23 protein-coding genes, 1 tRNA gene, 1 other RNA gene and 1 pseudogene are annotated in these 25,855 nt (G+C 40.2%); 4 read left to right on the plus strand and 22 right to left on the minus strand.

Features of this window, described 5'->3' with window-relative positions; genetic code table 11:
- Nucleotides 1-57: 57 nt before the first annotated feature.
- Nucleotides 58-597, minus strand: a complete 540-nt coding sequence (locus PTE_RS13970; RefSeq protein WP_036847590.1) for a TorD/DmsD family molecular chaperone — start codon at nt 595-597, stop codon at nt 58-60.
- Nucleotides 598-669: 72 nt separating this feature from the next.
- The gene (gene ghrA, locus PTE_RS13975; protein WP_036847592.1) at nt 670-1,611 is read right to left on the minus strand and encodes a glyoxylate/hydroxypyruvate reductase GhrA; all 942 of its coding nucleotides are present in this window, start codon (nt 1,609-1,611) and stop codon (nt 670-672) included.
- A gap of 323 nt (nt 1,612-1,934) precedes the next feature.
- Between ghrA and PTE_RS13980 the strand changes: the two genes are divergently transcribed.
- Nucleotides 1,935-2,024: transfer RNA gene (locus tag PTE_RS13980), tRNA-Ser, on the plus strand.
- Nucleotides 2,025-2,071: 47 nt separating this feature from the next.
- Nucleotides 2,072-2,197: non-coding RNA, RtT sRNA (locus tag PTE_RS23825), on the plus strand.
- 285 nt (nt 2,198-2,482) lie between these two features.
- On the opposite strand, the gene PTE_RS13985 is transcribed toward PTE_RS23825, so the two are convergent.
- Together PTE_RS13985 and PTE_RS13990 are read right to left on the minus strand one after the other, a co-directional pair.
- A complete protein-coding gene (locus PTE_RS13985) occupies nt 2,483-2,824 on the minus strand; it encodes a hypothetical protein (protein ID WP_241826140.1) in 342 nt (113 codons plus the stop codon).
- 58 nt (nt 2,825-2,882) lie between these two features.
- Nucleotides 2,883-3,566, minus strand: coding sequence for a hypothetical protein (locus tag PTE_RS13990; protein ID WP_036847594.1), 684 nt, complete (start codon nt 3,564-3,566; stop codon nt 2,883-2,885).
- Between the two features lie 354 nt (nt 3,567-3,920).
- Here PTE_RS13990 and PTE_RS26565 point away from each other — a divergent pair.
- A pseudogene (locus PTE_RS26565) lies at nt 3,921-4,076 on the plus strand (helix-turn-helix transcriptional regulator); the annotation flags it as partial.
- A gap of 24 nt (nt 4,077-4,100) precedes the next feature.
- Here the strand turns inward: PTE_RS26565 and luxE are convergent.
- The 13 genes from luxE to PTE_RS14055 form a co-directional block, all read right to left on the minus strand.
- Nucleotides 4,101-5,213 carry a long-chain-fatty-acid--protein ligase LuxE gene (gene luxE / locus PTE_RS13995; RefSeq protein WP_036847596.1) on the minus strand — a complete coding sequence of 371 codons (1,113 nt, stop codon included), beginning with the start codon at nt 5,211-5,213 and terminating at the stop codon, nt 4,101-4,103.
- 187 nt (nt 5,214-5,400) lie between these two features.
- Nucleotides 5,401-6,375 (minus strand): luciferase subunit beta, encoded by a 975-nt coding sequence (gene luxB / locus PTE_RS14000; protein WP_036847598.1) that lies wholly within the window; start codon nt 6,373-6,375, stop codon nt 5,401-5,403.
- 14 nt (nt 6,376-6,389) lie between these two features.
- Nucleotides 6,390-7,472 carry a luciferase subunit alpha gene (gene luxA, locus PTE_RS14005; RefSeq protein WP_036847600.1) on the minus strand — a complete coding sequence of 361 codons (1,083 nt, stop codon included), beginning with the start codon at nt 7,470-7,472 and terminating at the stop codon, nt 6,390-6,392.
- A gap of 34 nt (nt 7,473-7,506) precedes the next feature.
- On the minus strand, nt 7,507-8,430 hold the full coding sequence (locus tag PTE_RS14010; RefSeq protein WP_036847602.1) for an acyl transferase: 924 nt from the start codon (nt 8,428-8,430) through the stop codon (nt 7,507-7,509).
- Between the two features lie 13 nt (nt 8,431-8,443).
- Nucleotides 8,444-9,886 carry a long-chain-fatty-acyl-CoA reductase LuxC gene (gene luxC / locus PTE_RS14015; RefSeq protein WP_036847604.1) on the minus strand — a complete coding sequence of 481 codons (1,443 nt, stop codon included), beginning with the start codon at nt 9,884-9,886 and terminating at the stop codon, nt 8,444-8,446.
- A gap of 311 nt (nt 9,887-10,197) precedes the next feature.
- On the minus strand, nt 10,198-11,190 hold the full coding sequence (locus tag PTE_RS14020) for a hypothetical protein (protein ID WP_036847607.1): 993 nt from the start codon (nt 11,188-11,190) through the stop codon (nt 10,198-10,200).
- A 75-nt stretch (nt 11,191-11,265) separates the two neighbouring features.
- On the minus strand, nt 11,266-12,141 hold the full coding sequence (locus tag PTE_RS14025) for a class-II aminoacyl-tRNA synthetase family protein (RefSeq protein ID WP_036847610.1): 876 nt from the start codon (nt 12,139-12,141) through the stop codon (nt 11,266-11,268).
- Nucleotides 12,142-12,333: 192 nt separating this feature from the next.
- Nucleotides 12,334-14,085 (minus strand): carbamoyltransferase family protein, encoded by a 1,752-nt coding sequence (locus tag PTE_RS14030; protein WP_036847613.1) that lies wholly within the window; start codon nt 14,083-14,085, stop codon nt 12,334-12,336.
- Nucleotides 14,086-14,171: 86 nt separating this feature from the next.
- Complete coding sequence (locus tag PTE_RS14035) at nt 14,172-15,356, minus strand: beta-ketoacyl synthase N-terminal-like domain-containing protein (RefSeq protein ID WP_036847616.1); 1,185 nt, start codon at nt 15,354-15,356, stop codon at nt 14,172-14,174.
- Nucleotides 15,346-16,095: an ApeI family dehydratase gene (locus tag PTE_RS14040; protein ID WP_036847619.1), complete on the minus strand. Its 750-nt coding sequence runs from the start codon at nt 16,093-16,095 to the stop codon at nt 15,346-15,348. The genes PTE_RS14035 and PTE_RS14040 overlap by 11 nt, the downstream gene beginning before the upstream one ends.
- On the minus strand, nt 16,085-16,945 hold the full coding sequence (locus tag PTE_RS14045) for a hypothetical protein (RefSeq protein WP_036847622.1): 861 nt from the start codon (nt 16,943-16,945) through the stop codon (nt 16,085-16,087). Before PTE_RS14045 ends, PTE_RS14040 begins: the two co-directional genes overlap by 11 nt.
- Nucleotides 16,946-17,074: 129 nt before the next feature.
- Complete coding sequence (locus PTE_RS14050) at nt 17,075-17,323, minus strand: acyl carrier protein (protein ID WP_036847625.1); 249 nt, start codon at nt 17,321-17,323, stop codon at nt 17,075-17,077.
- A 245-nt stretch (nt 17,324-17,568) separates the two neighbouring features.
- On the minus strand, nt 17,569-18,261 hold the full coding sequence (locus PTE_RS14055) for an SDR family NAD(P)-dependent oxidoreductase (protein WP_036847627.1): 693 nt from the start codon (nt 18,259-18,261) through the stop codon (nt 17,569-17,571).
- A 678-nt stretch (nt 18,262-18,939) separates the two neighbouring features.
- Here PTE_RS14055 and dauA point away from each other — a divergent pair.
- On the plus strand, nt 18,940-20,640 hold the full coding sequence (dauA, locus tag PTE_RS14060; protein WP_036848371.1) for a C4-dicarboxylic acid transporter DauA: 1,701 nt from the start codon (nt 18,940-18,942) through the stop codon (nt 20,638-20,640).
- Nucleotides 20,641-20,745: 105 nt separating this feature from the next.
- Here dauA and kdsA read toward each other — a convergent pair whose 3' ends face one another.
- The 5 genes from kdsA to hemA are packed head-to-tail and all read right to left on the minus strand — an operon-like array spanning nt 20,746 to nt 25,676.
- A complete protein-coding gene (gene kdsA / locus PTE_RS14065) occupies nt 20,746-21,600 on the minus strand; it encodes a 3-deoxy-8-phosphooctulonate synthase (protein ID WP_036847630.1) in 855 nt (284 codons plus the stop codon).
- A gap of 58 nt (nt 21,601-21,658) precedes the next feature.
- Complete coding sequence (gene sirB1 / locus PTE_RS14070) at nt 21,659-22,468, minus strand: invasion regulator SirB1 (RefSeq protein ID WP_036847632.1); 810 nt, start codon at nt 22,466-22,468, stop codon at nt 21,659-21,661.
- Complete coding sequence (gene prmC, locus PTE_RS14075) at nt 22,452-23,300, minus strand: peptide chain release factor N(5)-glutamine methyltransferase (protein WP_036847635.1); 849 nt, start codon at nt 23,298-23,300, stop codon at nt 22,452-22,454. Before prmC ends, sirB1 begins: the two co-directional genes overlap by 17 nt.
- Nucleotides 23,300-24,382, minus strand: coding sequence for a peptide chain release factor 1 (gene prfA, locus PTE_RS14080; protein WP_036847638.1), 1,083 nt, complete (start codon nt 24,380-24,382; stop codon nt 23,300-23,302). The genes prmC and prfA overlap by 1 nt, the downstream gene beginning before the upstream one ends.
- A 31-nt stretch (nt 24,383-24,413) precedes the next feature.
- Nucleotides 24,414-25,676, minus strand: coding sequence for a glutamyl-tRNA reductase (gene hemA, locus PTE_RS14085; protein WP_036847640.1), 1,263 nt, complete (start codon nt 25,674-25,676; stop codon nt 24,414-24,416).
- Between the last annotated feature and the right edge of the window lie 179 nt (nt 25,677-25,855).

Here is a 25,855-nt window from a genome sequence, read left to right on the forward strand (position 1 = left end):
AGATATCACAGAAAAGGCAAATAATCATAAATTATTTGCCTTTTTATCCGTTTCAAACTAAGAATCCAACTCTTCCCGTAACGCTTGCAACGCTTCACGGGTGATCGTCGCCAATGTCCGGTAAAAACCGGTTGTTGCGTGGGCTTCTACCTTTCCCAGCAATTGCCCACACCACGGCAGAAGATACTCATCAAACAACACAATTTGCCCCTGAACTTCATCTTCTGCGGCCTGATCTTCCAGCCATGAAGCCGCTAATAACAGAGAACCAAACTGATCAACCGGCCCCTCTGACAATGGCATACCGCGTTCGGTCAGAAACTGACGAATATCGTTTTCACTCTCCCCGGTATAGTCAGAACGGCGACCCGGCACACTGGCATCATCATCACCAAACAGCGCGGTATAATCCGTTGTCATTGCCGGCAGTTCACAACCCTGTTGCAGGCGATCTAACAACGCACCCTGCTCTAACGGCCAGGATTGTTTCAGTTTACCTTCCGCAATCATTGTCAGAAGGGGTTGCAGAACCGGATCTTGTGGCTGGCGGTTAAACAACGTCCCTAAAATGCGGCAGACTATTGAAAATTCATTCATCTCATTTTCCAAATAAATCGCTATTTTGCCGCTATTGTCCCCAATAACCGACCTTACTGTAAAGAGACACTGTTAATATCCCAGTTTGATATCCACAACACCCGTTGGTAATTCACCCTTTTCAATCCGCTGAATATTTTCACTGACCTTATCCATAGCGATATTGGGAATAGTAATAGCAGCAACATGTGGAGTAACCGTTATACGGGGATGCGTCCAGAATGGGTGCATTTCCGGCAAGGGTTCCTCAGTAAATACATCCAATGAAGCCGCTGCAATATAGCCTTTATTGATCGCTACCAATAGATCATGTTCTATCAAATGGGAGCCTCGTGCGAGATTAATCAGATAGGACTTCGGTTTTAACTGACTAAACAGCGATAAATTCAGAATACCACGGGTATTTGGTGTATCAGGCAATAGATTAATAAGCACTTTACTGCCGGAGAGAAAATCGCCCAACTGATCTTGACCGTAAAAACTGTCTACCTTATTAATCTGCTTCGGAGTACGGCTCCAGCAGCGTACAGTAAAACCAAACTCAACCAGCGTCTCAGCAACACTGCATCCCAAAACCCCGGCACCCAACACACCAATTACAAAATCGCGGCGATCATGTGATTCGAGTTGCTTCCACATTCTCTGCCCTTGCTGTAGCTTATATTCATCCATGCGGCGTAAATAATGTAAAACCGTTGCTACTGCATACTCCCGCATTTGTAATCCCATACCTGCATCTTCGAGCCGCATTAATGGTACACCGGCGGGCAATATCCCAGGTCTTTGCTGTTCCTGCTTCAAAATGGCCTCTACTCCTGCTCCCAGGATAAAAATCCCCTTCAATCCGGAGCGATTTGCCAACATCTCGTAGGGAGGTGCCCAAGCCATTGCATAATCTGCATGAGCATTATCGCCTCGTTTCCATTGACGGATATTAATATTCGGCAGTCGATGCTGCATGCCTTGGATCCATTGAGCGGCATCAAAAAAAGGGTGGTAAAAGATAATATCCATGATTATTTATCCTATTTTATTTTTTTATACAGGGTTATCTGATTAATAGCAGGTTGCAAGCCCCTTTGTTAATCATATTTATGAAAATGTTGAGAATGTTAAGTAGTTAACGAATTCATTTTTTTCTTATCAAAAAACTTGCATTGGTTTACTTCAACAACGTCAGATGGGCATCAATGCATCGAATTGACGGTTATTTAGTTAATCAATCATAAAACCAAAGAAAAGTATTAGAAGAGTGTTGACGCTTGTAATGCTTTTCCCTATAGTAGCGCCCCGTTGCAGCGACGATATCAAACAGAGTGACTGCGACGAAAAAACACGGTGAGGTGTCCGAGAGGCTTAAGGAGCACGCCTGGAAAGTGTGTATACGTGAAAACGTATCGAGGGTTCGAATCCCTCCCTCACCGCCAGATTCGAAGAAGAGCTCAGGTTAAACACTTGGGCTCTTTGCTTATATACTCCCCCGATGCAGGGAGGGTTGAGAACCCTCGAACAGGGTTTGACAAAACGGCAACGCCGTTTTGGACCGCCAAAGGCGGCCCGGAGGGCGAGCGCTAGCGAGTCAATCCCTCCCTCACCGCCAGATTTGAAGAGAAAGCTTGAGTGAAAACTCAGGCTTTTTTGCTTATATATTCCCCGATGCAGGGAGGGACGAGGAAACGCGGACAGCCGGATTTTCCGGGCATGGTTTGCTATTAATAAACCCTTTTTCTCCTTTGGCAACATAATCCTTTTTCCAACGGTAAAAAGTATCCCGGTCTTCTTCCTTATTTATATTAACCTCAACTAACACCTGTTAAATATACATAAAACTGTCAGTCGAGGTCTAAAAATTCACAGGTTACAGCATAAGAAAAGACAATGTATTTTAATTCTTCTCAACTAAAAACAAAATAGTACGCTTTGTATCATTTTGTTTTATATTTATGAGTACATTATCCTTACGCCAATATTCATCATGCCAATATTCGTCAAAGTATTTTTCAAAACCCATACTTTCAACATATTTTATTAACTCTGATTTATTATTCAAATTTACATTTGAAAAAACAATTTTGTTAGTCATTGTCGGTGTTCCATCAGGTGAATCATAGTATATGATATAATCATTTGAAATTAAGGGAATGTTTTTAATTTCATCAAAAGTAAACATATTATAATAAATAAAATTTTTCTTTGTATATGACAAATTAACATTTGCAAGTGACATAGTAAAAATCAGAACACATCCAATGAGAATGGATATAACAACAATTATACGTATAAAACTACTCAATCGAAATCCCAGCATATTCCACATCTAAGTTAATCCCAGTCTGTTCGCTAATATGTATTATGTCATGACTTGTCTTTATATCACTTATGGGTGATATAGTATTTAAAAAACCAGGTAGAGACGTATAATAAGGTCTTGCATTATTTGGATATTTTTCAGGATTAGGAAATAATAATGGTTTAAAAATTTTATTTTTATATTTACCTATAGGACCATAGTAATCCCATCGCTCAAATGCTTCTTCTTTACTTACTACTCCTAACTGAGATAAATAATCAATGCCATTTACAGCCCGATAAAAACCAAGTAAATTAGAAATTAAATCTTCACCACTATAACCACTATCCGTAACCCAATTAAAAGGAAAAGAGTCTTGGTAGGACTCAAATAAATGAGTTGTATACATCATAATAGTAAGAGCAACTCTCTTCTTACCATACAAAGATAAACCCCGCCTAACTTTCCATCTTGTTATTTTAGATGTCCCATATTTACGCCCCTTCCCCATATATTGGACATATCTAACAGTAAAATATGATTCCTTAGTATCATCACCTGCATTTATAGCAGCCATTAGTTTTCTTACGTCATCACCTTTAGCATGTCCCAAGTCTACCCATCCTAACTTTTCTGTGTAAACCAGTCTTCCGTGTTCTATATCAAACCTTGTAGTCATTATAACTCCCGTAATTTATTAGTGATCTATATAAAAAATTCAGCTCACGTACAGTTTCGTTCTACCTATCATACTTTATTTCGGAACCAGCTATTTTTTCTTTAGCTTTTCTTCTGAATTATTGGGAACCTGATCAAATTTCCCTGCCAATGAATTAATCTGCTTTTTGATAAGTGGCGGCTACTGGCGTAATCATGCAAACAAACTCCGCCAACGACTCGCTGTTATACCCTATGGATTTCTTGCAAGTCATAAACATAACCAGAATATTGCATAGCAACTGACCACCCTTCTGAAAAATTGCACTTATTATTCGAATCTACCATATAAAATTAATAACCATTTAAACAGATAATGAAAATGTTTAATCCACCTCATCCAGGCGAGGTTATTGCTGACTTTTTGGAAGAGCCAGATTTAGGAATTCGTGACCTAGCGCGGGCATTGGATATTGCTCCGTCTACGGCTCAACATTTAGTGTCGTGTAAACAACCTGAGCTCAGGGTAAAACGCCTGAGCTTTTTTACCTGTATATTATCTGTCAAATGCTTGAGTTAAGCTTAAAGCACACCCTTTCTGTGTCCTCGTATTGACACGCCGTAAAATTTCAACGAGTACACCAGGATATTTACCATACTCTCTTCTGATTATCCCGATATCATCGGTGACAAGAAATGCGGGGTAACTCGTTGATGACGCATCCATATAACTCATCAAACCGGGTACTCCATCAGGTACAGGTTTCAACGTTTCAGGATCAAGTGCTCGCGCATATACCCACGGTGGAACATGTTTACGTTGCATCTCATCCTCAAAGAAACAAGTGTTGAGTTCAACTTGATTAAATATATCCCGGATCTGACTCATATTACTGAGGTTGAAGGTATCGAATAGAAGCTGATTGAAATCGTCGCGTTTCAGGGATTCTTTTTCGTAACTTTTCCAGCCTCCCCCCGTTATAATATAAAGGCTTTCATCACCAAAAAATGAGATATTTTTATCTTTCATATAATGGCAGAGCAAATAAATAAAGTATGGCGAACCGATAAGACAAATAACTTTCCCTTGATTTTTTATTCGTTCAAGGCTATTCAATGTTTTAACAAAATCTATTCGTTCTTCTGTTACGGTGAATGTCGTGGGATATAGCAATTCTACCAGGCTCATAACATATTTAAACCAAATGTTATGAGCATTAAATCTATCGGGTCCCAAGTTGACCAACTCCATTTGATGATCAAACCAGCTACCAACATATTTCATGCCATAATTCACAGAGCCTAAGAGTCTCTCAATACTTAATCTGTCACGCGCCACCTGACTTTTTAGACCATTGGTGCCGCTACTGGTAAACCAACTTTCAATCTCGTCATCCTTACAAGTTAATAAGCGAGTAAACTTAAAAACTGATGTTGGGAATACAGGTATATCATCAATTTCCGTAATATTGTCATCTACTTTGTGTGCCTGACAATAGCGACGGTATTCTTGACAATGTTTATAGTGATAACGAAACGCATCAAGTACAAGTTTTTTTCTGATTTTTTCCTGTTCATCATAAGACCAAATTAATGGATCGCTCGAAAAAATCAAATCATCAATTTCTGAGCTTGCTGTGATGTCTTGTTTCTCAATATATGCAGTCATACCTGTTTTACCTCTCCAGATAATATTAGAAAGTATGACAGCGCTGCTGCCATACTCTTTTATACCCGTTATCTTTCAAGTTGCCTCTTTGTTGGCTGCACTCGCTCACCCCGGTCACATAGTTCGCTATGCTCCCGGGGATTCGCTCCCTTGCCGTCTCAATGCATCTTGAAATCTATAGAGTATATTACATGTGATACTTTTTAATATTATCATTAACAATATCAATTGCGTTTTTCTGGCTCATCAAGTCATTCATTGGTTCAAAGGATAGTAATATGGTTTTTGCACCACACTGTTCAATTGCTAATTTAGCCGCAGCTATACATTCCATATAATCTCCGACGGCATTTTCTGTGATTATTTCTTCGAGTTTCTTTTCGAGATTTTCATCAGGGTGCATTTCAAGAACATAATCACGTATAAATGCACGTGTCTCTTCTTTAGCTTTCTGACTATCTTCATTAACGTTAACCAATATCATTAACTGATGATCTATAGATGATAGGTCAATACCCTGTTTATCAGCAATGACTTTATACCTTTCCGCATACTCATGTCTGACATCATTGGAATCATCCCACTTAAAGATAAGAGGAATGCCTTTTTTGGCTGCCCACTCCACGACATAATGACTCGTTGCTGTTACATATCTCCGAGGCCCGCCTTGCGTATAAGCATGGGGGTTTACGGATATTTTGGGGAAACTATAAAAATCGTTATCTGGATTACAATAGCCGGTTGTTAAAGCATCATTAATAATTTCATAGCACTCTTCAAATAATTGCTGTTGGTATTTATCAGGGCGATTAAAAAAATGCATTTCATCTTTTTTTTCACAATCACTAAATCCTAAAATAAATCTCCCTTCACTTAACTGATCCAATAAGCAAGCTTCCTCCGCTATTCGGACAGGATGATGAGTTGTAATGATATGATTCAATGAGCCAACTTTAATTCTCTCTGTTAAGCCGAGCAAAAAACCAGAAACAGTCAGAGGAGCACCGACAATGCCATTGCCTGAAAAATGATTTTCATACAACAAAATCTGTTCAAAATTCAGTTTATCAACATACTCGGTTATTTCCTGCATGCGGGCTATACTTTGTTCTTGAACCATTGTTGAATTGATGAAGTTAAGGAAGAACAATCCAAATTTCATTTCATTTTCCTTAGCTAATATAATAGCGAACGTTGTTTTTCTTTGATAAATGGCATGACATCAGACTGGAAAAGCCTCATAGAAGCAATAATTTCGTCTACTGTGCCATTAGCTTCAAACCCACAACAAATATTTGATATTCCCGTGGCGTCAATGTCTTTTTGAATTATATCAATGCACTCCTTCGGCGTTCCTACGGGATTGATTTCATAACTGTAATCAATACGGCGATTGGTATTTTTATGTCCTTTTAATACAAAGTCACGCCACTGTCCTTTGTTGAAATCATAACCTTTTGTTTGGTTTGAATCATCAAAAATGGTCGTAGCATTCACATAGGAATCATACCAATACCCCAGAAAATTCCGGCAAATTTCTTTCGCTTTAATTGAGTCATGATCTACGGATGTAATATATGATAAGCAATGGTCGATATTATGAATATCATGACCATATTCTTGAGCCACCTCGTTATAGAGCTCAATTTGCGCTCTCTTTTCGTTAGTATTTATAATCCAACTTAATATCATCGGTAAACCAAATTGAGCGGCCCACTCAGTTGTCGAGGCTGATTCAGCAACGACATAAATAGGTGCTCCACCTCTACTATATGCCGTCGGATTTACTTTTACCTTATGGAATTTGATATGTTCATTGTCAGCCTCCATATATCCCTCCGTCATTCCATTTCTTATTAGCCCATACCAGCACTCCATTAAGGCGCGGCTATTATCCATATCTGTACCAAATACGCGGAAGTCTTTATTGTAAAGCCCCCGGCAAATACCAAACCGAAATCGTCCTTTTGACATTTGATCCAGCAAATTCACATCTTCAAGTTGGCGTACCGGATGAGCGGTAGGGAGAACAATAGCAGCAGTCCCTACATTCAGTTTCTTAGTTGCACCCAGTAAATATGCAGCAGCGACATAAGGGTTACCAAGCAAACCAAACTCCGTGAAATGATGCTCAAGTAACCATACAGTATCAAAACCACACTCCTCAGAGACGCGGCCTAATTTAACCAAACGTTTCATTACCTCGGTTTGAGAAAGTTGAGGTGGTTGGTAGGTAAGTAAAAAGTTTCCGAATTTCATAAATAGTCCTTATGTTTCTATCCGAGTGATAGAGTTAAGACGGAGAAATTGTTTGATTTTCAATCTCAATTTTCATTCGGCGTTCATTGACTGTCGCAATAGTCAGATGTTCAAACGACGGCTCAGTAATATCAATATCGATATCCAAACTATCATTATCCATCGCGATAGCCGCTTTCGTAACTGATTGATAAAAATTGCGCAGGACCACTAAGTTCTCACTCAAATCATGTGAACCTCCTAGCAAAGAATATATCTTGCATCGATTACTACGAATATTTGATAACAATTTGATGACTTCATCTTGTTTTACCCAATCATCGTTATTTGCAGTAAAAGCAATAAACGGTATATCAAGATGCATCATGCTATTCATTGTGGAAGTTAAATCTTCCCAGCCAAAATCAAAGCAATCTCTCGCGAAGACTTCAGCACCCAATTTATGGCCTTCAAAATCCAGATTATTCGGCAGTTCATCAATGGGTAAGCTGAGATAGTCAAATCCTAAAGCTCTTTCGAGAGTATATCTTAAGTTAACAACACCCACCGCAGTGATTAAAAACGAAACATTGATTTCAGACAGGCTTGCATAAACTATCCGTGCAGATAAGCTTGAAGCCAAAATACCACGGTTATTTATTTTTTGTGTATTTAACCAATCAACTACGGCTAACAAACTCTGTTTTCCTATAGACATGGTAAATTCATCAATTGTCCCTGAACTCAATCCAACATGGTGAAGTGAATCATAGCGGATCACATGAAACCCATTCCGTGACAAATACTCCGCCAGACCAGCAAAATGATCCATCCTCCGGGCAAAGCCAGATGCAATAATAATTGCATTCTTTCTTTTTGGGCTGTTTTCTTCTGGCAGTGTTTCCCAGACATGAATTTCTTTATTTCCTTCAACGCAAATAACATGGTCGATGGTTTTATATCTGGATACATTTTCCATACTTTTTACCTATTTAAGGGACAAATACCAGGAACTTATCTTCTTCCAGGAATCGAGTCTGTTCTATTTCGACCGCAACATCCTTAACAGTATAGTGAGATGGCCTTTCATGAGAAATATATGTCACTAATCGTTGTAACGGTCTCATTCCATCATGAGATCCACCCACTCGAAATATGTTATTCATTCCTGCTTCTACAATCCTTTCAGCACCTTTTAATGCTAATTCGTCCCGATACTTAAATGCTGACTCCCAAGGAAAAATAGAGATGGTTTGCGTCCTATTTTTTTGAACATAAGGCAATATTTGCTCAATATTATCGACATGATGAAGGTACACACACCGGCCAAGTGGTTGATTAAGTTCCACACCCGCCTTTGACTCAATAATCATCCAGCGCTGATGAACATCAGCCTCTACTTTTAATCCAGCAAATAAACTTTCTTTTTGAACTAAGGAATAGGCTGCCTTTTCATCAAAATCTTTTTTGGCGTTTGGTAATATATGCGCATATAAGTTTAGTTTTTCTATCAACGCTAGCTTAAATTCTTCATAATGACTTCCCATGTAGTATATGTTTTGGGTGGAAAAACAAGCTTGTTGATCGTAAAAACAAACATCATGAGCCGCACCTGTCGCTGCGGACGTCAAATCAACAGGATCATCAATAATGCAGAAACTCTTCTTAGAGACAAATTTAATTACGTCAATATAAGGTGGTGCATGCTTTACAGCCCAATTAATCGCATCTTCCCCACCCCAAGCGACAATGACATCCGCATGTTGCATAATTTCTTTTGCGAGTGATGTATCACCTTGATGTTGCCAATATATAACAGACAAAGAGCGCGTTATCGGATGATTAGGGTCTACATCAATAAAGCTTAACGCTAATGCATTGGCTGTAAAAGGATCGGCGGATGAGGTTTTTATAATGCATTGATTCTTTGTCAAAATTGCGCGTAATATAGACATTATACCCGATAATGGGACATTACCCGCCAACAGATGTACAGATTTACCTTTCGGAAAAGCTCTAATATAACTTTCATCCTGAGGTAACCATTCATCCATGATATGGCGAGAACCAAGCTCATTATTTACAACATCATAAAGACCACCTTTAGAACATAAGATCATAGAGATCCAGTTGGCCTCCAGCTTAGCCATTGCTTCTGAATATCCCATGTATTTTTTCAGGTCGCGAATGTATGTCCTGCGTCTTGAATATTCTTCATTTTTCCATCTTTGCCCTACTGTGTAGAGAAAATTGATAATGTTATGCAGCTGTAATTTATTATTTTCATTATAATTAATAATGTTTTTTACTTGAGAGTCATTCAATATGGGCAGATGAACACGATTATCACCAAAATTAATGGATTGCACTAAATCATCACTTTCAGGAAATGCTTCGACTTGGCCGTTAATAATGAATGAAAATTTTTTAGTCATATTTACCATCCATTTAGTGGGGTAACTTCAACTTAAGTTACTGCTTGACCATCTTGCAAACTGGGTTGTATCAATAACTTACTTCTCGTATTTTGGTGTTATGGCAGTGTAAATAATAAAACATCCAAAAATGAGACTCTGATTACGCTGTACCTGAGCTGCTCCATCATATCAACAAGATTTGTTAATGAAAAGTTTAAATTAAAAGAGTTACGATTTTATTTATGCGTGATAATATTTATGAAAATTATTACCTTGTTTACGAATTAGTTTATATATAAATTAGACAGTGCGGCAGTGTTCCGTCATTATCAATCGCAGGATTTATCTTTATACCTAGACAACTCCCCCCACATCACATTAGTCATTTGGTCAATGTGATTAAAACGGCCCTCTATTTTTTCTAATACCTGAAGTGATAATGTGGCTTCAAACTTTAGGGCTAAAATAGATAAAGCTTTCCAATGACCAATCAATTCCGTGCAATGTTCAATCAGAGAAGGTGCAATATCTGCTCTGATTAAAGAATATTTTAACAAACTCAAATTGGGTATCACATACAACACACTGATATGATCAAACAATCTTTTGGCAGCCCGACAAGCTTTTTCCTTTGGCTGCTGAAACGCATTCAGGCATAATTTGCTATAATTTCTCAACGCATCATAATATTCGGGTAAAGTATTAAATAATTCAGCTTGACAAGTCAGTAATTTCCTTACCGACATGATCTCTAGATCTTTCAATGAATCAACAATATAAAAATGCCCCATATGATCATAAGTTTCACCGGGCACTTTATCGTAAAGCGCTAAATAAAATTGCTCGGAGGGCATCCATGCCTCACAAGCATAGGATTCCCGATCAACCACCAAAGAATCAAAGATACGCACTTGTGAATAATCATCCGCAATAGCGGTGATCAACACAGCATGCAGGTATTCTGGTTTATTGGTATAAACCTCAGAATAAGATAAATGTGCCGAATTGACCCAAGCAACTACGCCTTTCTTCTGACATAATAATTCATATAATTGACAACACCAATGTGTGTAATCTATCGGTAGTGAAACCATATTTGCACCTAAAGATACCGCGCCAGTTAGTCCAACAGTTTCAACCGAGAAAGTATATTCAGGCATATTCAACTCATCATAACCACTACGAAATAAATAACCATTGCCAGCTTCAAAGATCTCTGCCTCAAAAATCTCCTTACCCTGTAGATTAAGTAATCTTGTCAGGCTACCGGTAAAACAATTGATAGCGACGTTTATTTTCGATTTATCCATCATATTTTCCATAAGTATTTTATCACCTCGATACAATGGACTTATTTATGAATAACGGACCAAATATATTATGTCCTGCAATCACAGTTATTTTTCCTTTAATATTATTTTGGCTGCTTGTGATATATTTTCGATAAGTAAGTCAGGTTCATAATTCAAAGTATGTGATAACAGCGCCAAAAGTAATCTCTCCATCCCAAAAGCAATACAAGCAGAATGCATAGGGCAATCACTGACACGACTGATAATATTAAAATTTGTGGTAAATAAATCCCGGTGTAAATTTCGTGAACCAACACTAACGTTATATTTATCAAACCAAGGAATAAGCACTTCACACTTGACGCCCATTGATAATTGTACTTTCCGAGTCACTTTAGAATGCTCGCCATAAAATACATCGCTGGCTTTTTCCACCGAAATAGAAGGAAACAGTAGTCGTAAGAATTTAACGGTTTGTCCAAATATTATTTCACATTGCGTTTCTACTTTTTCCTGTATCCCCACCAATATTAATTCACGCATGGTAAAATTCCCCATGCGGGTAGGCTCATCTTTAACCGGTTCGTATCGATGACACTGTCCTTTAGCCGTAAAATATTTCAATTCCCAATCATGGGTGCTATCTATCAAATGAGAAAAGGTATGATAGCAAGTCGATGGACTCAATACCCATGCATCCCCCGCTTCCTCACTCATCACCTCATTGTTTAAATGAGGGTAAACATGCAACGGATTGCTAGGCAATTTATCAAAGAAATTTATACGTTCCAACGTGGAGCGAGGTAACAATGTAGTACAGGAGTGTGGCGTAACCGATATTCCTTCACACAAAACTTGCAAGAGTGTCGCATCAAGGACTTCGGCGGCATCATACAACCTATCAGTGAACCTGTACCCAATAAGACCATTCTGTGATTGCACAATGGATAACAGCTTACGCTGCTGAAGTTCTTTTATCATATTCTTATATTACCTTTGCTGATCGACAATTACCTTATATTATCCGGCAAGCAATCCCTGCCCTCCAAATTGAAAGGATGTGTTCCCATATCATCAAATATCATATCCAGATATTCTTCTAAGACGACAAGGAAACACATTTGAAATATCTAAGCTTTATTCAATTCAGTCATTTTCTTCAGGATTTCAACGTTATTCTTTCCATACAACAAATCCCTCAATATAAAGTTTATCCAGTGAGGTTTTCAAAAACGTATCTATCGCAACATCAGGTGACATGATAAGTGGCTGCCCCTTAACGTTAAATGAAGTATTCACCAGACAACCATAACCGGTTATTTCCTGTACCGCTTTTAATAACCGCCAGAAAGTCGCATTAAAATTACGTTCCACAAGCTGAATACGTGCCGTTCCATCAGCATGAACAATACCAGAGACCGGCCCTGCCATTTCTGGTTTTACTCCGGCAGTGCAAAGCATATATCGGGTCGGTGCCAGATTTCGTGTCTCAAAAATAATATCGCAGTCTTCATCCAAAATGGCAGGCGCAAATGGACGGAAAGCTTCACGAAATTTCACCGTGCTGTTAATTCTGTCTTTTATTCCTTCACCTGCCGGAAGCGCAAGAATTGAACGATTGCCAAGTGCTCTTGGACCAAATTCCATCCGGTCATGGAACCAGGCAATGATTTTATCTCCGGCGATATCTTTCGCCGCAGAAATAAAATAATCATCGTTCAACCCCAAATAACGCCATTTCATTCCTGCATTACCACCATGTCGGAATAATACATTACGGATCTCATCCGTTGAGAAGCGCGGGCCGAGATAGGGATTAAAGTAACGATCTGAATCATTGTGGTATTTACCGGCAACAAAAAGCGCCGCCCCCAAAGCAGTACCATCATCACCCGATGCAGGCTGGACAAAGACATTTTTCACTCCATCAAGCTGACAAAGAACCTGATTGGCTTTGCAGTTTAAAAATGATCCGCCGGCAAGACAAAGCGACGTTTCACCGGTTTTCTGCAACCAATATGTGACTAATTGTTTCAGCAAAAGTGTGAATTTTTCCTGCAATCCCGCAGCAAAATCCTGGTGAACATCCAGTAAAGTGTCATCTTCACTTCTCGGTGCAAGATCGAACATATCGCTAAGTTGTGCTATCGCGCCAGGATAGCCATATTCCGCATTATCAAACGCTTGTGATGACCAATTTATAGATATTGATCCACTATCTGCATCGAATTGAGCCAATTCGTTGAAAATATTGCGATATCGCTCAGGGTTACCATATGCGGCAAGTCCCATGACTTTATATTCATCACTATTAAATACAAAGCCAAGGAACCGGGTACAAATAGAATAAAATATTCCTAATGAAGAACTAATTGGCTGGCTGTGTAATTTTTGAAATTGCTGATCTTTAGCAAGATAAACACTCAAGGATTCTATTTCACCCATGCCGTCTGAAACGACACACAGTGCAGATTGGAAACCACTGGGATAAAAGGCCGACGCCGCATGAGCCAAATGGTGATCTACCGCTTGAAAACGCGGTTCAATATCCTGCCATCCGGCTGAAACGAATTCATCAATCACCGTCTTGCCACTGAAAACACCCTCGAACATTTTTTCGTTCGACATAAAAAAACGACGATAGTGATCGTAATTAAAACCGTGGGCGATAACTTGTATATCATCTTGTGTGAGACCTGCTTCCGCCAAACAATAGTTAATCGCATTGGCTGGAAACCGTCCCGTGCCTTTCTCTCCGGTAAAACGTTCTTCCGCCGCAGCGGCAACAACTTTTCCATCAATAATCAAACAGGCCGCACTATCTACTCCCTGACAAACACGCTCGTCTAATTTACTCACACGCGGATAATTTTCTTGCATAAAACGTTGAGAGTTGGGAAGACCACTGATACCTAATATAATCATATTATTAACCTCAAAATTATTATTTTTCTTTCATGAAAATCAGATTATGCGCTTTATATTTATAGTCCGTTTTGTATCATGAAGAATTAAGTCACCTTACCAAATAAAGTGATCGCGTTATTACCACCAAAGCCAAATGCATTATTCTGCACATAACGTAAATTATGTTTTACTTCCATATCATGAGTAATCAAATTAAATTGATATTCAAAATCCTCCGGCAAAATATTTGTTGGTGGCATAATCTGATCTCTCAAAGATAAGCAAGCACTGACTGCGCCAATCGCTCCCGCCGTTGCCATCATATGCCCTATAGTTCCTTTAATCGCTGAAACAACCGAGTTGGGGAAATATTCAGAAAATATTGACGCTTCTACTGCATCATTAGCTTTTGTTCCCGTGCCATGTGCATATATACCATCAATATCTCCAGCGTCCAGCCCTGCCGAATTTAATAATTTTTCATGGCATTGAGTAACACTCTGAATATCCAAATTAGTAGGATGTAATGCATCATTATTACTTGCAGTGGCGATCAATTCAGCATAAGGAGATTGATATTCGCTAACTCGCTTCCTATTCTGCAACACTAAAAAAGCAGCGCCTTCAGATATGGTAATAAAGCGTCTTAATTGAGAAAACGGACGGCACTGTTCCGCACCCAATGCATTAAGCATGTAAAAACCTGACCACACCTTTTTAGAAAAAGCATCTCCGCCACCTATTACGGATGTTGAAACTATCCCTGCTTTCATCATGCGTAGTGCTGTTTCAAGGGCAATATTTGCTGACGCACAGGTATTATGTATCGTCATGGAAGGTCCGGAAGAACCAATTGCGCGAGCAACATTATCGGAAACCGCATGACTCGAATAGATATTGGCATTCCAATTCACAGGCATACCTTCAACTAATTGATCAAGAATATCCGCCTCAGCCTCATTATTACCAACACACACTAATGCATTACGCAATTCAGCGCATCCCGGTTGTAATCCTGCATCTGCTATCGCCTGGAGTGCTGCGTCTACAGCATACAGAGAAGAATCAGGCACCTGTGCCCCTGTACATTTTGGTGCCCTGGCTTTTATATCCATACGCGGCCCAGCCGAAATTTTTCCGGCAACAAAATTTGGCTTCATAGAAGCATAAACAGGCGCCAATCGGGTAAAGTTTGACTCTCCAGCGCATAACTTCTTCCAATAACTTTCGACGTCTATACCAATGGGAGTGACGACGCCAAGCCCGGTAACATATATTTTATCCAACATCGTTCCCCTTCCTCTTAATTGATACAGCGTCATTTATCCAAAGCAATTTTTCCCCTTCACTATATGCCCATGCATCCCAACACATTATTGAACCAAACCGTGTCACTTTAGTCTCAATAAACACAGGAGAATTAATATGTTCAATCTCCGGACTGAAAGCCAATTCACCAAATCTGGCAAAAACATAATCACTTTCAGTTAAAATGTTTTGCTGCTGATGTTGCAAAACTAATGCCAAATTCCCCATTGCCTCAACAAGGATAAGCAAAGGAGAATAATGGAATTTTTGCAAATAAGCGGATTCATACTGCAATAATTTAATATCCAAATGACAATTTGCGCTATTTGACATATCATTAATATAGACGGTCTTCGGCAAAAACCAAAATTCGGGTTCACGCAATGGTAATGATAATAGAGAAGATGAAAAAAGATTTATTTTACTTTCGCATTTATCATCTTTGCCAGAATAATCCAGTAAAAAAGAAAAACAGAGTTTTCCGGATACGGTTGCAGAAATTTTATTCCTCTCCTGGCTATATTTAATGCTCTCATCAGGACGTATAAATTGATAAAAAGATAGATTTTTCAAATTGATAAAATCGACAGATTTATCAGCCATCTCTTTACAAAAAGCGGCTACCGGCAGTATACCAGGAACAACAGGGTTATCAGGAAAATGATATTTAAATATCTCCTCTTCAGATGAAAAGACCTGGCTAATATAATTAATCATCATTATGTATAACCCTTACGCCTGAGGCATTCATGTTATCGATTGTCATAAATATAAAAGCATCTTCTTTTTTACTGTGCAGAATAGCACTCATAAATTCATGAAATAGAAAAGCACTGTTATATTCTTGATATTCAATGATATTATAATCTTTAATCGTATTAATTAATGCTTCATTCTTATTTAACGTATTGAATATAAAAATTTTAGTACCCGGTGATAAAGCGTTAAGCTGCCTTTTTATTTCTTCCACTGTTGACCCAAAGAAAAAATCTGCCGTAAATTGTTTTCCACTCGATAAATCCACACACATCACGCCAGAAGATATTGATTTCTGGTTGTTGATTTTTTTTCGTATATCATCAAGTGCTTCTGCACAATAGATATCACCCAAAAACAGATGGCTAATACCTGCTGATCTATTATATAAATTAAGTAACGCCTGAATTAATACCATAACCGGCGTTTTACTGCCTGCATTGAGTGTACAGTTTCCTCCTGTCACCTTCTTGTCAATGTTAATAAAGATTGAAGCTGAACTTGTAGTAGCATAAGGAAATTGTTGAGCGGATACCGTCTTATCATTATTCCTTACCTGCTGCTGAAAACGAAGCATTGCGTCAAGGTTGCCATATTCTGTACCCACAATCACAGATTCATTCTCTGCATTTCTCTCTTCTGCAATAAGCTTATTTGCCAGATAGGTACAAATGCGGCTGAAGTCGTCACGAAAACGATCACCTTTATTGCTTACAAATTCAGAAATATCAGAGGGAAGATAAAATCCCTCCTCTCTCTCATTCCGAAATATATTCGGATAAATAGCTAAATTTTCTACGTTAAAAGTCAGCATTTTCACCAAGCTCATGTTTAAAGAATAGAAAATTCTAGAGCCTATCCCAATAAGCGTTATTGTTCAGACCGTTATTGTGAATGAATATCTAATAGGATTGGCTCTTAATTGTTGATTGAACGAATCCGACTATGGCAAGTTATTCTTTATTTCCTCCCAAAGCTCACCTACAGTTTGAATACGAGCAAGCGCATCTTCGGAAATCTCTTTTCCAAAGGTTCGCTCAACCGATAAAATAACATCAATTAACTTTAGTGAGTCAATGCCAAGATCACTCTTCAATAATTTATTCGAAGTTATTTCAAAATCAGAGTCTAACTCAGCAACATTCAACAGAATACTTGCTAATTCTTCATTAACCATATCAATATTGTCCATATCATCATCCCCAATATGCGTATATCCTACTTAATGGTTTATAGATCTATTTATATCAAGAAATATGTATATTGAAAAATTTATTCCTACTGATTTATTCAGAAAAATAATTCATAAACGATATAAGAATAAAGATGTTTAATAATTAGCTTTAGTCTTTATTCCAAATAGTTTGACCAAAACTGTAATGATAACCGGCAATCATTCTCACATTAAAGCGATTGGCAATATTTATGATGTTGCTATTAACCCATCAATCCTCCATCAATGCGAAGGGTTGTACCTGTTATATAAGTTGACGCACTCAATGCTCCGACACAAAAACGGGCAATTTCATCAACATCTGCCATTCGTTTTAATGCAATACTTTTGGCTAATTCCACTTTTTTCTCTGAAGAAATATGACGTAGCATGCCACCATCAACATACCCTGGCATCACAGCGTAGGCCCTGATATTAAACCGACCATAGTCATTAGCAATATTTTTTACCAATGCGTTCATAGCCGCTTTCGAACAAGAATAAGCCGTAGCTCCCGGCGATCCACGTACACTCGCTGTAGAAGAGATAAATTGCATCACACCATTACGATTCTTCATAAAATGCGGAAGCAAATACTTTGCCACTCTTGCAGCGCCGAATAAATTGACATTAAAAACATCATGCCAGCTTTCAATATCCTGGACATGCAACAAACCATCCAATGACATCGCTGGAGTATAGATAACCGCATCAATACATCTCATCTTTTCAATTGCAATTTCAATTGCTTCTTTTACGCTGCCATCCGACATAACATCCAAATGAATCTCTTCATTATGCGGTTTACGTGAAGTCCCTAAGACCTCATAACCACTCGCTACCGCATGTTTACAAATCGCATTCCCAATTTCACTTGATGAACCAATAATAAGTACCTTACTGTTATATTTATCCATTTAAACATTTCTACCTTATCTAAAAATTATCTTCCAACCGTCAACCCTACTTTAAATAGGGCATTCAGAATAAGTATCATTAAGATAAAAAAGTATTTTTGACTAATTTAATTCGTCTCATTACATGAGTCACTCTAAATAATAGGGTGGGTTTTTATATCTGTCAAATTATTAATCTAATATTTAAGAAACATTAAAATGTTGGTCAAATCACACACTAAACTAAAGAAAAAATAAATTATGAAATCATTTGATATGGCTAATTTAATCCTTGCATAATAAATACAAGTAGTAAATACACAATCAATTATTTAATTCCACAATAATAACAATTATAAATTGTCATCAAGCAGGTTAATTCATTACAAAAATAAATCTTATAATTCTATAATTAAAAAAATATATAGCTTAAGATCTCAAAACATTGATAATATTATTTATGAAATTAGCTTAATAAAATCTACCGATAAGAAAAAACACGTAATATAATTGATCCCAAGATATTTCCCAGTGATAAAAGCGTTATTCTCTCTTTTACTTTTTACTTCCCTGCCGTTAAGCTATTTACATTGAGTTTGATGTATGGCTCTATCGTTTTGAACTAAAAGTATTATTCCTGCAATTCGGATTATGATGGCCTTATTGCTTTTTCCTTTTATTTTTTTGGTTTATGCACAGATGAAAACTCGTAGAATGAATGGCATACGGCCATTTAGTGCTGTTATTGATGCTTGTTGGAAAGAACCCTACTCTTTTACCCGTTTAATTAAAGATATTATTGCCGGTATTACTGTCGGTATTATCGCTATCCCACTCGCGATGGCACTGGCTATTGGCAGTGGTGTCGCGCCACAATACGGGCTTTACACCGCCGCCATCGCCGGCATTGTTATCGCGGTAACCGGCGGATCACGCTACAGTGTTTCCGGCCCCACAGCCGCTTTCGTGGTCATTCTCTATCCGGTATCTCAGCAATTTGGCCTGAGTGGTTTGCTTATTGCAACATTAATGTCGGGAATTATCCTGCTGGTGATGGGATTAGCCCGTTTTGGCAAATTAATAGAGTATATTCCTCTACCGGTGACACTGGGTTTTACTTCTGGGATCGCCATCACTATCGCAACCATGCAGGTAAAAGATTTTTTTGGTCTGCAATTGGAACATGTACCAGAAAGTTATATCGATAAGGTTGCCGCGCTGTTTCAGGCACTGCCAACGCTGCATTTAAGTGATACGCTGATTGGCCTGGCGACGCTTTCAGTTCTGATTTACTGGCCTAAGCTTGGGCTGAAATTACCCGGACATCTTCCAGCCTTGATCGCGGGAACCGCCGTGATGGGGATCATGAATTTATTTGGTCAGGATGTTGTGACTATCGGTTCTGAATTCAGTTATATATTGAATGATGGTACGCAAGGTCAAGGTATCCCGCCTATCCTTCCTCAATTCGTTTTACCGTGGCGTTTACCCGATATGGGTTCTCATCACGTTGATATCAGTTGGGCAACAGTTTCAGCTTTATTGCCTGCGGCCTTTTCAATGGCAATGTTAGGTGCTATTGAATCACTGCTTTGCGCCGTGGTTTTGGATGGTATGACAGGTAAAAAGCACCATTCAAACAGTGAATTAATTGGTCAGGGGTTGGGAAATATCGCTGTGCCATTTTTCGGTGGTATTACAGCTACCGCAGCCATTGCCCGATCAGCGGCAAACATCAGAGCCGGTGCAACATCACCTGTTTCCGCCATTGTTCACTCTCTACTGGTGTTATTAACTTTACTGGCATTAGCGCCAATGCTCTCCTATCTTCCGCTGGCCGCCATGTCCGCCCTGTTGCTCATGGTCGCCTGGAATATGAGCGAGATACATAAAGTTATCGATCTGATCCGCCGTGCGCCAAGGGATGACATTATTGTGCTGGTTCTTTGTATGTCGCTCACGGTGCTGTTTGATATGGTCATCGCGATTACGATTGGTATCGTGTTAGCCTCACTGCTGTTTATGCGTCGAATCGCCAATATGACCCGCATCAGCCAATTGCCACAAACAAATGGGGATAAAGATCTGTTGGTTGTGCGTATCAATGGCCCGTTATTCTTCGCTGCGGCTGAACGTATCTTTACAGAATTAAAGGAAGCAAGCGCAGGTTATCAGACGATCCTCATGCAATGGGATGCTGTTCCTGTATTGGATGCAGGTGGGCTGCACGCTTTTCAGCGCTTTATTGATGAAGTGGGTAAGGATAAATATATTGCTGTTTGCGATATTCCCTTTCAGCCTTTAAAAACACTGGCCAGAGCCAAAGTTCAATTGGTTGAAAATCATCTCAGTTTCCATGCAACATTGCCACGGGCAATGGAAGAATTGAATTTCAATTGAAAAATGGATGACTGAAACCACTAGAAATAAGAGCTTAGCCAGCCTGTTACCAATAATGGCGCTGTAAACCAGCGCCAAACACATTCATCATGTGATATCACCAGATTATTTACTGGTATCCAGTTGAGAGAAGTTTTTCACCACGTCATCAATCGCTTTCATCTGGATCAGGAATGGCTCAAGCTTTGCCAACGGCAATGCTGACGGGCCATCACACATCGCATTTACCGGATCGGGATGAGCTTCAAGGAACAAGCCGGCAATACCGACGGCCATTCCCGCACGCGCCAGTTCAGCAACCTGAGCACGACGACCACCAGACGCGGCACCAAACGGATCACGGCATTGCAGTGAATGAGTCACATCAAAAATCACAGGATGCCCCCCCGTGGCCTGGACCATGACATTGAAACCCAGCATATCCACAACCAAATTGTCATAACCAAAGTTGCTGCCACGATCACACAAGATCACCTGATCGTTGCCGCCTTCTTTGAATTTTTCAACAATATTCCCCATCTGGGCTGGGCTGATAAATTGTGGCTTTTTAACGTTAATCACCGCGCCGGTACGGGCCATTGCCTCAACCAAATCAGTCTGACGCGCCAGAAATGCCGGAAGTTGGATCACATCAACCACTTCCGCCACCGCCTGTGCCTGTACCGGCTCATGCACGTCAGTAATAATTTTCACACCAAAAGTTTGTTTCAGCTCCTGAAAAATCTTCATTCCCTCTTCCAGCCCAGGGCCACGGTAAGAGTGAATTGATGAGCGGTTTGCTTTATCAAAGGACGCTTTGAAAACATAAGGAATGCCCAGTTTTTGTGTCACTGTCACATAGTGCTCACAAATACTCATGGCCAAATCCCGTGACTCAAGGACATTCATACCACCAAAGAGAACAAACGGCAGATCGTTAGCGACCTTGATATCACCAATATTAACCACTTTCTGTTGCATACTTATACCTTCTGTTAAGGGCAAATAAATTAACCAGATAAATCAGTGCAGAGCAATATCAGTGCAACACAACATATTGCTGCTCAATGGAGTATATCTGCATTCTGATCATTTCTACGACCGGATCTTCCGGGCAATGCTCGACAAAATAATTTAAATCAGAAACTGCAATATGATTACAATCAAGCTCGGCGTAAATAAGCCCTCTATCACGTATTTCATATGGGTCATCGGGATCAAACATCAGAACGGCTTCACTGGCTTTCAGCGCCAACTCCAACTGCCCTTCTTCCATTAACGCGATTTTTATGGTCTCCAGCACTTTGCGTATCATGCTGATATTATCAGCTTCCTGCAAATCATCCGCTGTCAATTCAGCTGTCTGGCTGATATTACCTTTTAGCCACACATCAAGTATATATTCACTCAGCACTTCACCATTGGTTGGATTAATAAACCTCACCGGTTTATCCGGGCAATCAATACGCAGAATCAATTGTGTCGGAAAAACAACCGGCATAAAGGGCAGTTCTAAAGCCTGAGCAATATGGATAAGAATGATGCCTAAAACAGCAGGAGAACCTTGGCGGGTTTGCAGTACTTTATCCAACCACAATGTATCTGACTGACAATAAACACCACTGGCACCGCCGAATTTCCAGTTCTGGTAAAACAGCTTGAGTAATTTTTCCAGCTGTTCCTCTCTATTCATTTGTGGAGATATTTCACGCCTGGCTTCATCAGTCAATACCTGAAGCTGCATCTCTACTGAGTTCTGAGGAAAGTCGGAGCGAATGGCTCCGGATATTAACAGAATACCGCTACTTAAAGATGCGTTATTAAATTCATAATCAGCTATGGCTTTCATCACTTTTCCACTGACCCAGTGTTATTCGCTCATTACCGCCATAATCCTGAAAAGTAGCCACCTGCTGATAACCACTCTCAGAAAACAGGCTTCTTACAACGTCTCCCTGTTTCCAACCATGCTCCAGCAACAACCATCCATCAGGTAACAGAAAATTACGCGACAAATTAATAATTGTATTTAGATCGGCCGTTCCCTGTTCTGCCGCAATTAATGCACTCTCCGGTTCAAATCGCACATCACCTTGAAACAGATGTGGATCGGCTTCATCAATGTAAGGCGGATTACTCACAATCATAGCAAATTGTTGATTATTCAACGAAGAGAACCAATTGCTTTGCAGAAAATCCACATTTTGTATTTTCAGTTTTTCAGCGTTACCCTGCGCCAAAATAACCGCATCAGGATTGATATCAACCCCAGTAATCTGGCAATCGGGGCGCTCACTGGCAATCGCCAGCGCAATCGCACCGGTTCCGGTTCCCAAATCCAGAATGTGACAAGGTGCCGGTGCAAGCCGTTCAAGCGCTTTTTCAACCAGACACTCCGTGTCAGGTCGCGGGATCAATGTGGCAGGCGAAACATTTAATGGCAACGACCAGAATTCACGTTCGCCGATAATGTAAGCAATAGGTTCACCTTTTACCCGGCGAGCCAGTAACGTTTCAAGCTGGCTGAACTGCTCTGAACAGAGTTGCGTTTCCCCAAATGCCAATAGGTAAGTTCGGGAATGGCGAGTGACGAGCCCCAACAAAATCTCCGCATCCCGTTTAGGGCTGTCACTGGCTGATAACTGTATTGTGGCTTGTTTAAGCCAGGAGTGATAATCCATCAATCCTGCTCTGACAACGCTGATAATTGATCGGCCTGATATTCATTAACGATCGGCTGAACAAGCATATCCAGTTTGCCTTCCATCACTTCATCAAGACGGTACAAGGTCAAGTTAATACGATGATCCGTCACCCGTCCTTGCGGGAAGTTGTAAGTACGATTGCGATCTGAACGATCACCGGAACCCAGCAAGTTACGGCGCTCCGAGGCTTCTGCTTCCTGGCGCTTACGCACCTCAGCAGCACGAATACGCGCGGCCAATACCGACATCGCTTTCGCTTTGTTTTTATGCTGAGAACGCTCATCCTGACACTCAACGACAATACCGGTTGGAATATGCGTGATACGGATAGCTGAATCCGTAGTGTTGACGTGCTGACCACCGGCACCAGACGAACGGAACGTATCAATACGCAAATCACTTGGGCTGATTTCTGGCAATTCTGCTTCTGGAATCTCCGGCAAAACCGCAACGGTACAGGCAGAAGTGTGAATGCGCCCTTGCGATTCAGTTTCCGGTACACGCTGAACACGATGACCACCAGATTCAAATTTCAGATGACCATAAACCTGTTCGCCGGAAATTTTAGCGATAATTTCTTTATAACCACCATGCTCACCATCATTGGCGCTCATCACCTCAACTTTCCAACGACGGGATTCAGCATAACGGCTGTACATACGAAACAGATCCCCGGCAAAAATAGCCGCTTCATCACCCCCAGTTCCGGCGCGAACTTCAAGAAAACAGTTGCGTTCATCATCAGGATCTTTTGGTAGCAGCAACAATTGCAACTGCTGCTCTAACTCCTCATTACGAACCTTGGCGTCCTTGATCTCTTCCTGTGCCATTTCCCGCATTTCAGGGTCATCAAGCATTATTTCAGCGGCCTTAAGGTCATCCTGCACCGTACGCCAGACCTTAAAACAATTCGTCACATCGGTCAGTTGAGCATACTCCCGTGACAAAGCACGGAAACGTTCCTGATCAGCAATCACATCAGCATCGCTGAGGTGAGCCAAAACTTCTTCGTGACGTTCTTGTAATGCTTCCAATTTAGCAACAATAGAAGGCTTCATTCGTGATTTCAGACCCTATTCCGAGATATGGTTAATTATGTTTCAGCCCCAGGCTGTCACGTAATAAATTAAGACGCTCCAGATCACCATCGCTGGCAGCCTGCTGGAGTGATTTGGTAGGTGCATGCATCAGACGATTCGTCAATTGATGAGTTAATTGATTTATTGTCTGTTCTACGTCAGCCCCCTGGTTGATAGCAGCCAGCGCTTTAGCGGTCATTTCAACCCGCATCTGTTCTGCCTGAGCACGATATTCACGGATTGAATTGACTGCGCCTTGTGAACGCAACCAGTCCATAAAATAACCGCTTTCCTGCTGAACAATATATTCAGCCTGAACAGCCGCCGCTTTGCGCTGTGCAAGATTGCGCTGAATAATTGCCTGCAAATCATCAACACTGTAGAGATAGACGTTATTCAATTTTTCCACATCAGGCTCTACATCGCGGGGAACTGCGATATCAACGAGCAACATCGGTTGGTTACGGCGTAACTTTAATGCACGTTCAACCATGCCTTTACCAATAATAGGCAAAGGGCTGGCGGTTGAACTGATGACAATATCAGCTTCGGCTAAACGTGTATCAATGTCAGGCAAAGTGATCACTTCCGCCTGAACTTCGTCAGCCAATACCTGCGCCTTCTCTCTCGTTCTGTTAGCAATCATCATATGGTGCACCCGATGCTCTTTCAGATGGCGGGCAACCAGCTCAATGGTTTCCCCTGCACCAACCAGCAAAATATTCAGTTCAGAAAGTGTTTCAAAAATCTGCCGCGCCAGGGTACACGCCGCAAAAGCAACGGAAACCGCATTTGAACCAATCTCTGTTTCAGTCCTGACGCGCTTGGCGACAGAAAATGATTTTTGAAACAATCGCTCCAACTCACTCGATAAAGAATGGCTGTCCTGCGACTCGGCAAATGCTCTCTTCACTTGCCCAAGGATCTGAGGTTCCCCAAGTACCAACGAATCCAACCCACTCGCTACTCTCATCAAGTGACTGACAGCTTCATTATCATGATGCCAGTAAATACTGGATTTTAGATCCCTGGGATTAAGCTGGTGGTATTCACACAGCCAGTTAATCAATTGTTCATACAGATTATCCTGCTGTTCTACACTGAGATAAAGCTCTGTACGGTTACACGTTGACAATACCACTCCCCCCCTCACCAGGGGTTGCTGGAGAAGGTTGTCGAGTGCTTCACTGATAGTGTCCGGTGAAAAAGTCACCCGTTCACGCAGGGATACAGGAGCGGTTTTATGGTTGATACCAAGTGCTAACAAAGTCATATTGAATTATCAGCAGGAAGGCAATTCATCGTAAAAAACATCTTGTTTTGATGAAATCATCACCCTTAATAAGGACTCTTAATTAGCTGTGCATTCTACTTGATACCTCCGTTCAATAAAAGACGCTCAACCACGTCTGATATCATTATTCAGGATATTTTTTGAGATTTAACTGGATT

It is taken from the genome of Photorhabdus khanii NC19 (assembly GCF_000517265.1).
GTDB lineage: Bacteria > Pseudomonadota > Gammaproteobacteria > Enterobacterales > Enterobacteriaceae > Photorhabdus > Photorhabdus khanii.

What these genes read in the sequence shown, in the direction of transcription:
- PTE_RS14045 (WP_036847622.1), bottom strand. Translation starts at nt 16,945, where the DNA reads ATGCTGACTTTTAACGTAGAAAATTTAGCTATTTATCCGAATATATTT.
- PTE_RS13985 (WP_241826140.1), bottom strand. Translation starts at nt 2,824, where the DNA reads ATGTCACTTGCAAATGTTAATTTGTCATATACAAAGAAAAATTTTATT.
- prfA (WP_036847638.1), bottom strand. Translation starts at nt 24,382, where the DNA reads ATGAAGCCTTCTATTGTTGCTAAATTGGAAGCATTACAAGAACGTCAC.
- PTE_RS14010 (WP_036847602.1), bottom strand. Translation starts at nt 8,430, where the DNA reads ATGGAAAATGTATCCAGATATAAAACCATCGACCATGTTATTTGCGTT.
- dauA (WP_036848371.1), top strand. Translation starts at nt 18,940, where the DNA reads ATGAAAACTCGTAGAATGAATGGCATACGGCCATTTAGTGCTGTTATT.
- luxC (WP_036847604.1), bottom strand. Translation starts at nt 9,886, where the DNA reads ATGACTAAAAAATTTTCATTCATTATTAACGGCCAAGTCGAAGCATTT.
- PTE_RS14035 (WP_036847616.1), bottom strand. Translation starts at nt 15,356, where the DNA reads ATGTTGGATAAAATATATGTTACCGGGCTTGGCGTCGTCACTCCCATT.
- luxA (WP_036847600.1), bottom strand. Translation starts at nt 7,472, where the DNA reads ATGAAATTCGGAAACTTTTTACTTACCTACCAACCACCTCAACTTTCT.
- PTE_RS13970 (WP_036847590.1), bottom strand. Translation starts at nt 597, where the DNA reads ATGAATGAATTTTCAATAGTCTGCCGCATTTTAGGGACGTTGTTTAAC.
- PTE_RS14025 (WP_036847610.1), bottom strand. Translation starts at nt 12,141, where the DNA reads ATGATAAAAGAACTTCAGCAGCGTAAGCTGTTATCCATTGTGCAATCA.
- PTE_RS14030 (WP_036847613.1), bottom strand. Translation starts at nt 14,085, where the DNA reads ATGATTATATTAGGTATCAGTGGTCTTCCCAACTCTCAACGTTTTATG.
- sirB1 (WP_036847632.1), bottom strand. Translation starts at nt 22,468, where the DNA reads ATGAAAGCCATAGCTGATTATGAATTTAATAACGCATCTTTAAGTAGC.
- ghrA (WP_036847592.1), bottom strand. Translation starts at nt 1,611, where the DNA reads ATGGATATTATCTTTTACCACCCTTTTTTTGATGCCGCTCAATGGATC.
- PTE_RS14040 (WP_036847619.1), bottom strand. Translation starts at nt 16,095, where the DNA reads ATGATGATTAATTATATTAGCCAGGTCTTTTCATCTGAAGAGGAGATA.
- PTE_RS14050 (WP_036847625.1), bottom strand. Translation starts at nt 17,323, where the DNA reads ATGGACAATATTGATATGGTTAATGAAGAATTAGCAAGTATTCTGTTG.
- PTE_RS14020 (WP_036847607.1), bottom strand. Translation starts at nt 11,190, where the DNA reads ATGGAAAATATGATGGATAAATCGAAAATAAACGTCGCTATCAATTGT.
- hemA (WP_036847640.1), bottom strand. Translation starts at nt 25,676, where the DNA reads ATGACTTTGTTAGCACTTGGTATCAACCATAAAACCGCTCCTGTATCC.
- prmC (WP_036847635.1), bottom strand. Translation starts at nt 23,300, where the DNA reads ATGGATTATCACTCCTGGCTTAAACAAGCCACAATACAGTTATCAGCC.
- luxE (WP_036847596.1), bottom strand. Translation starts at nt 5,213, where the DNA reads ATGACTGCATATATTGAGAAACAAGACATCACAGCAAGCTCAGAAATT.
- kdsA (WP_036847630.1), bottom strand. Translation starts at nt 21,600, where the DNA reads ATGCAACAGAAAGTGGTTAATATTGGTGATATCAAGGTCGCTAACGAT.
- PTE_RS14055 (WP_036847627.1), bottom strand. Translation starts at nt 18,261, where the DNA reads ATGGATAAATATAACAGTAAGGTACTTATTATTGGTTCATCAAGTGAA.
- PTE_RS13990 (WP_036847594.1), bottom strand. Translation starts at nt 3,566, where the DNA reads ATGACTACAAGGTTTGATATAGAACACGGAAGACTGGTTTACACAGAA.
- luxB (WP_036847598.1), bottom strand. Translation starts at nt 6,375, where the DNA reads ATGAAATTTGGATTGTTCTTCCTTAACTTCATCAATTCAACAATGGTT.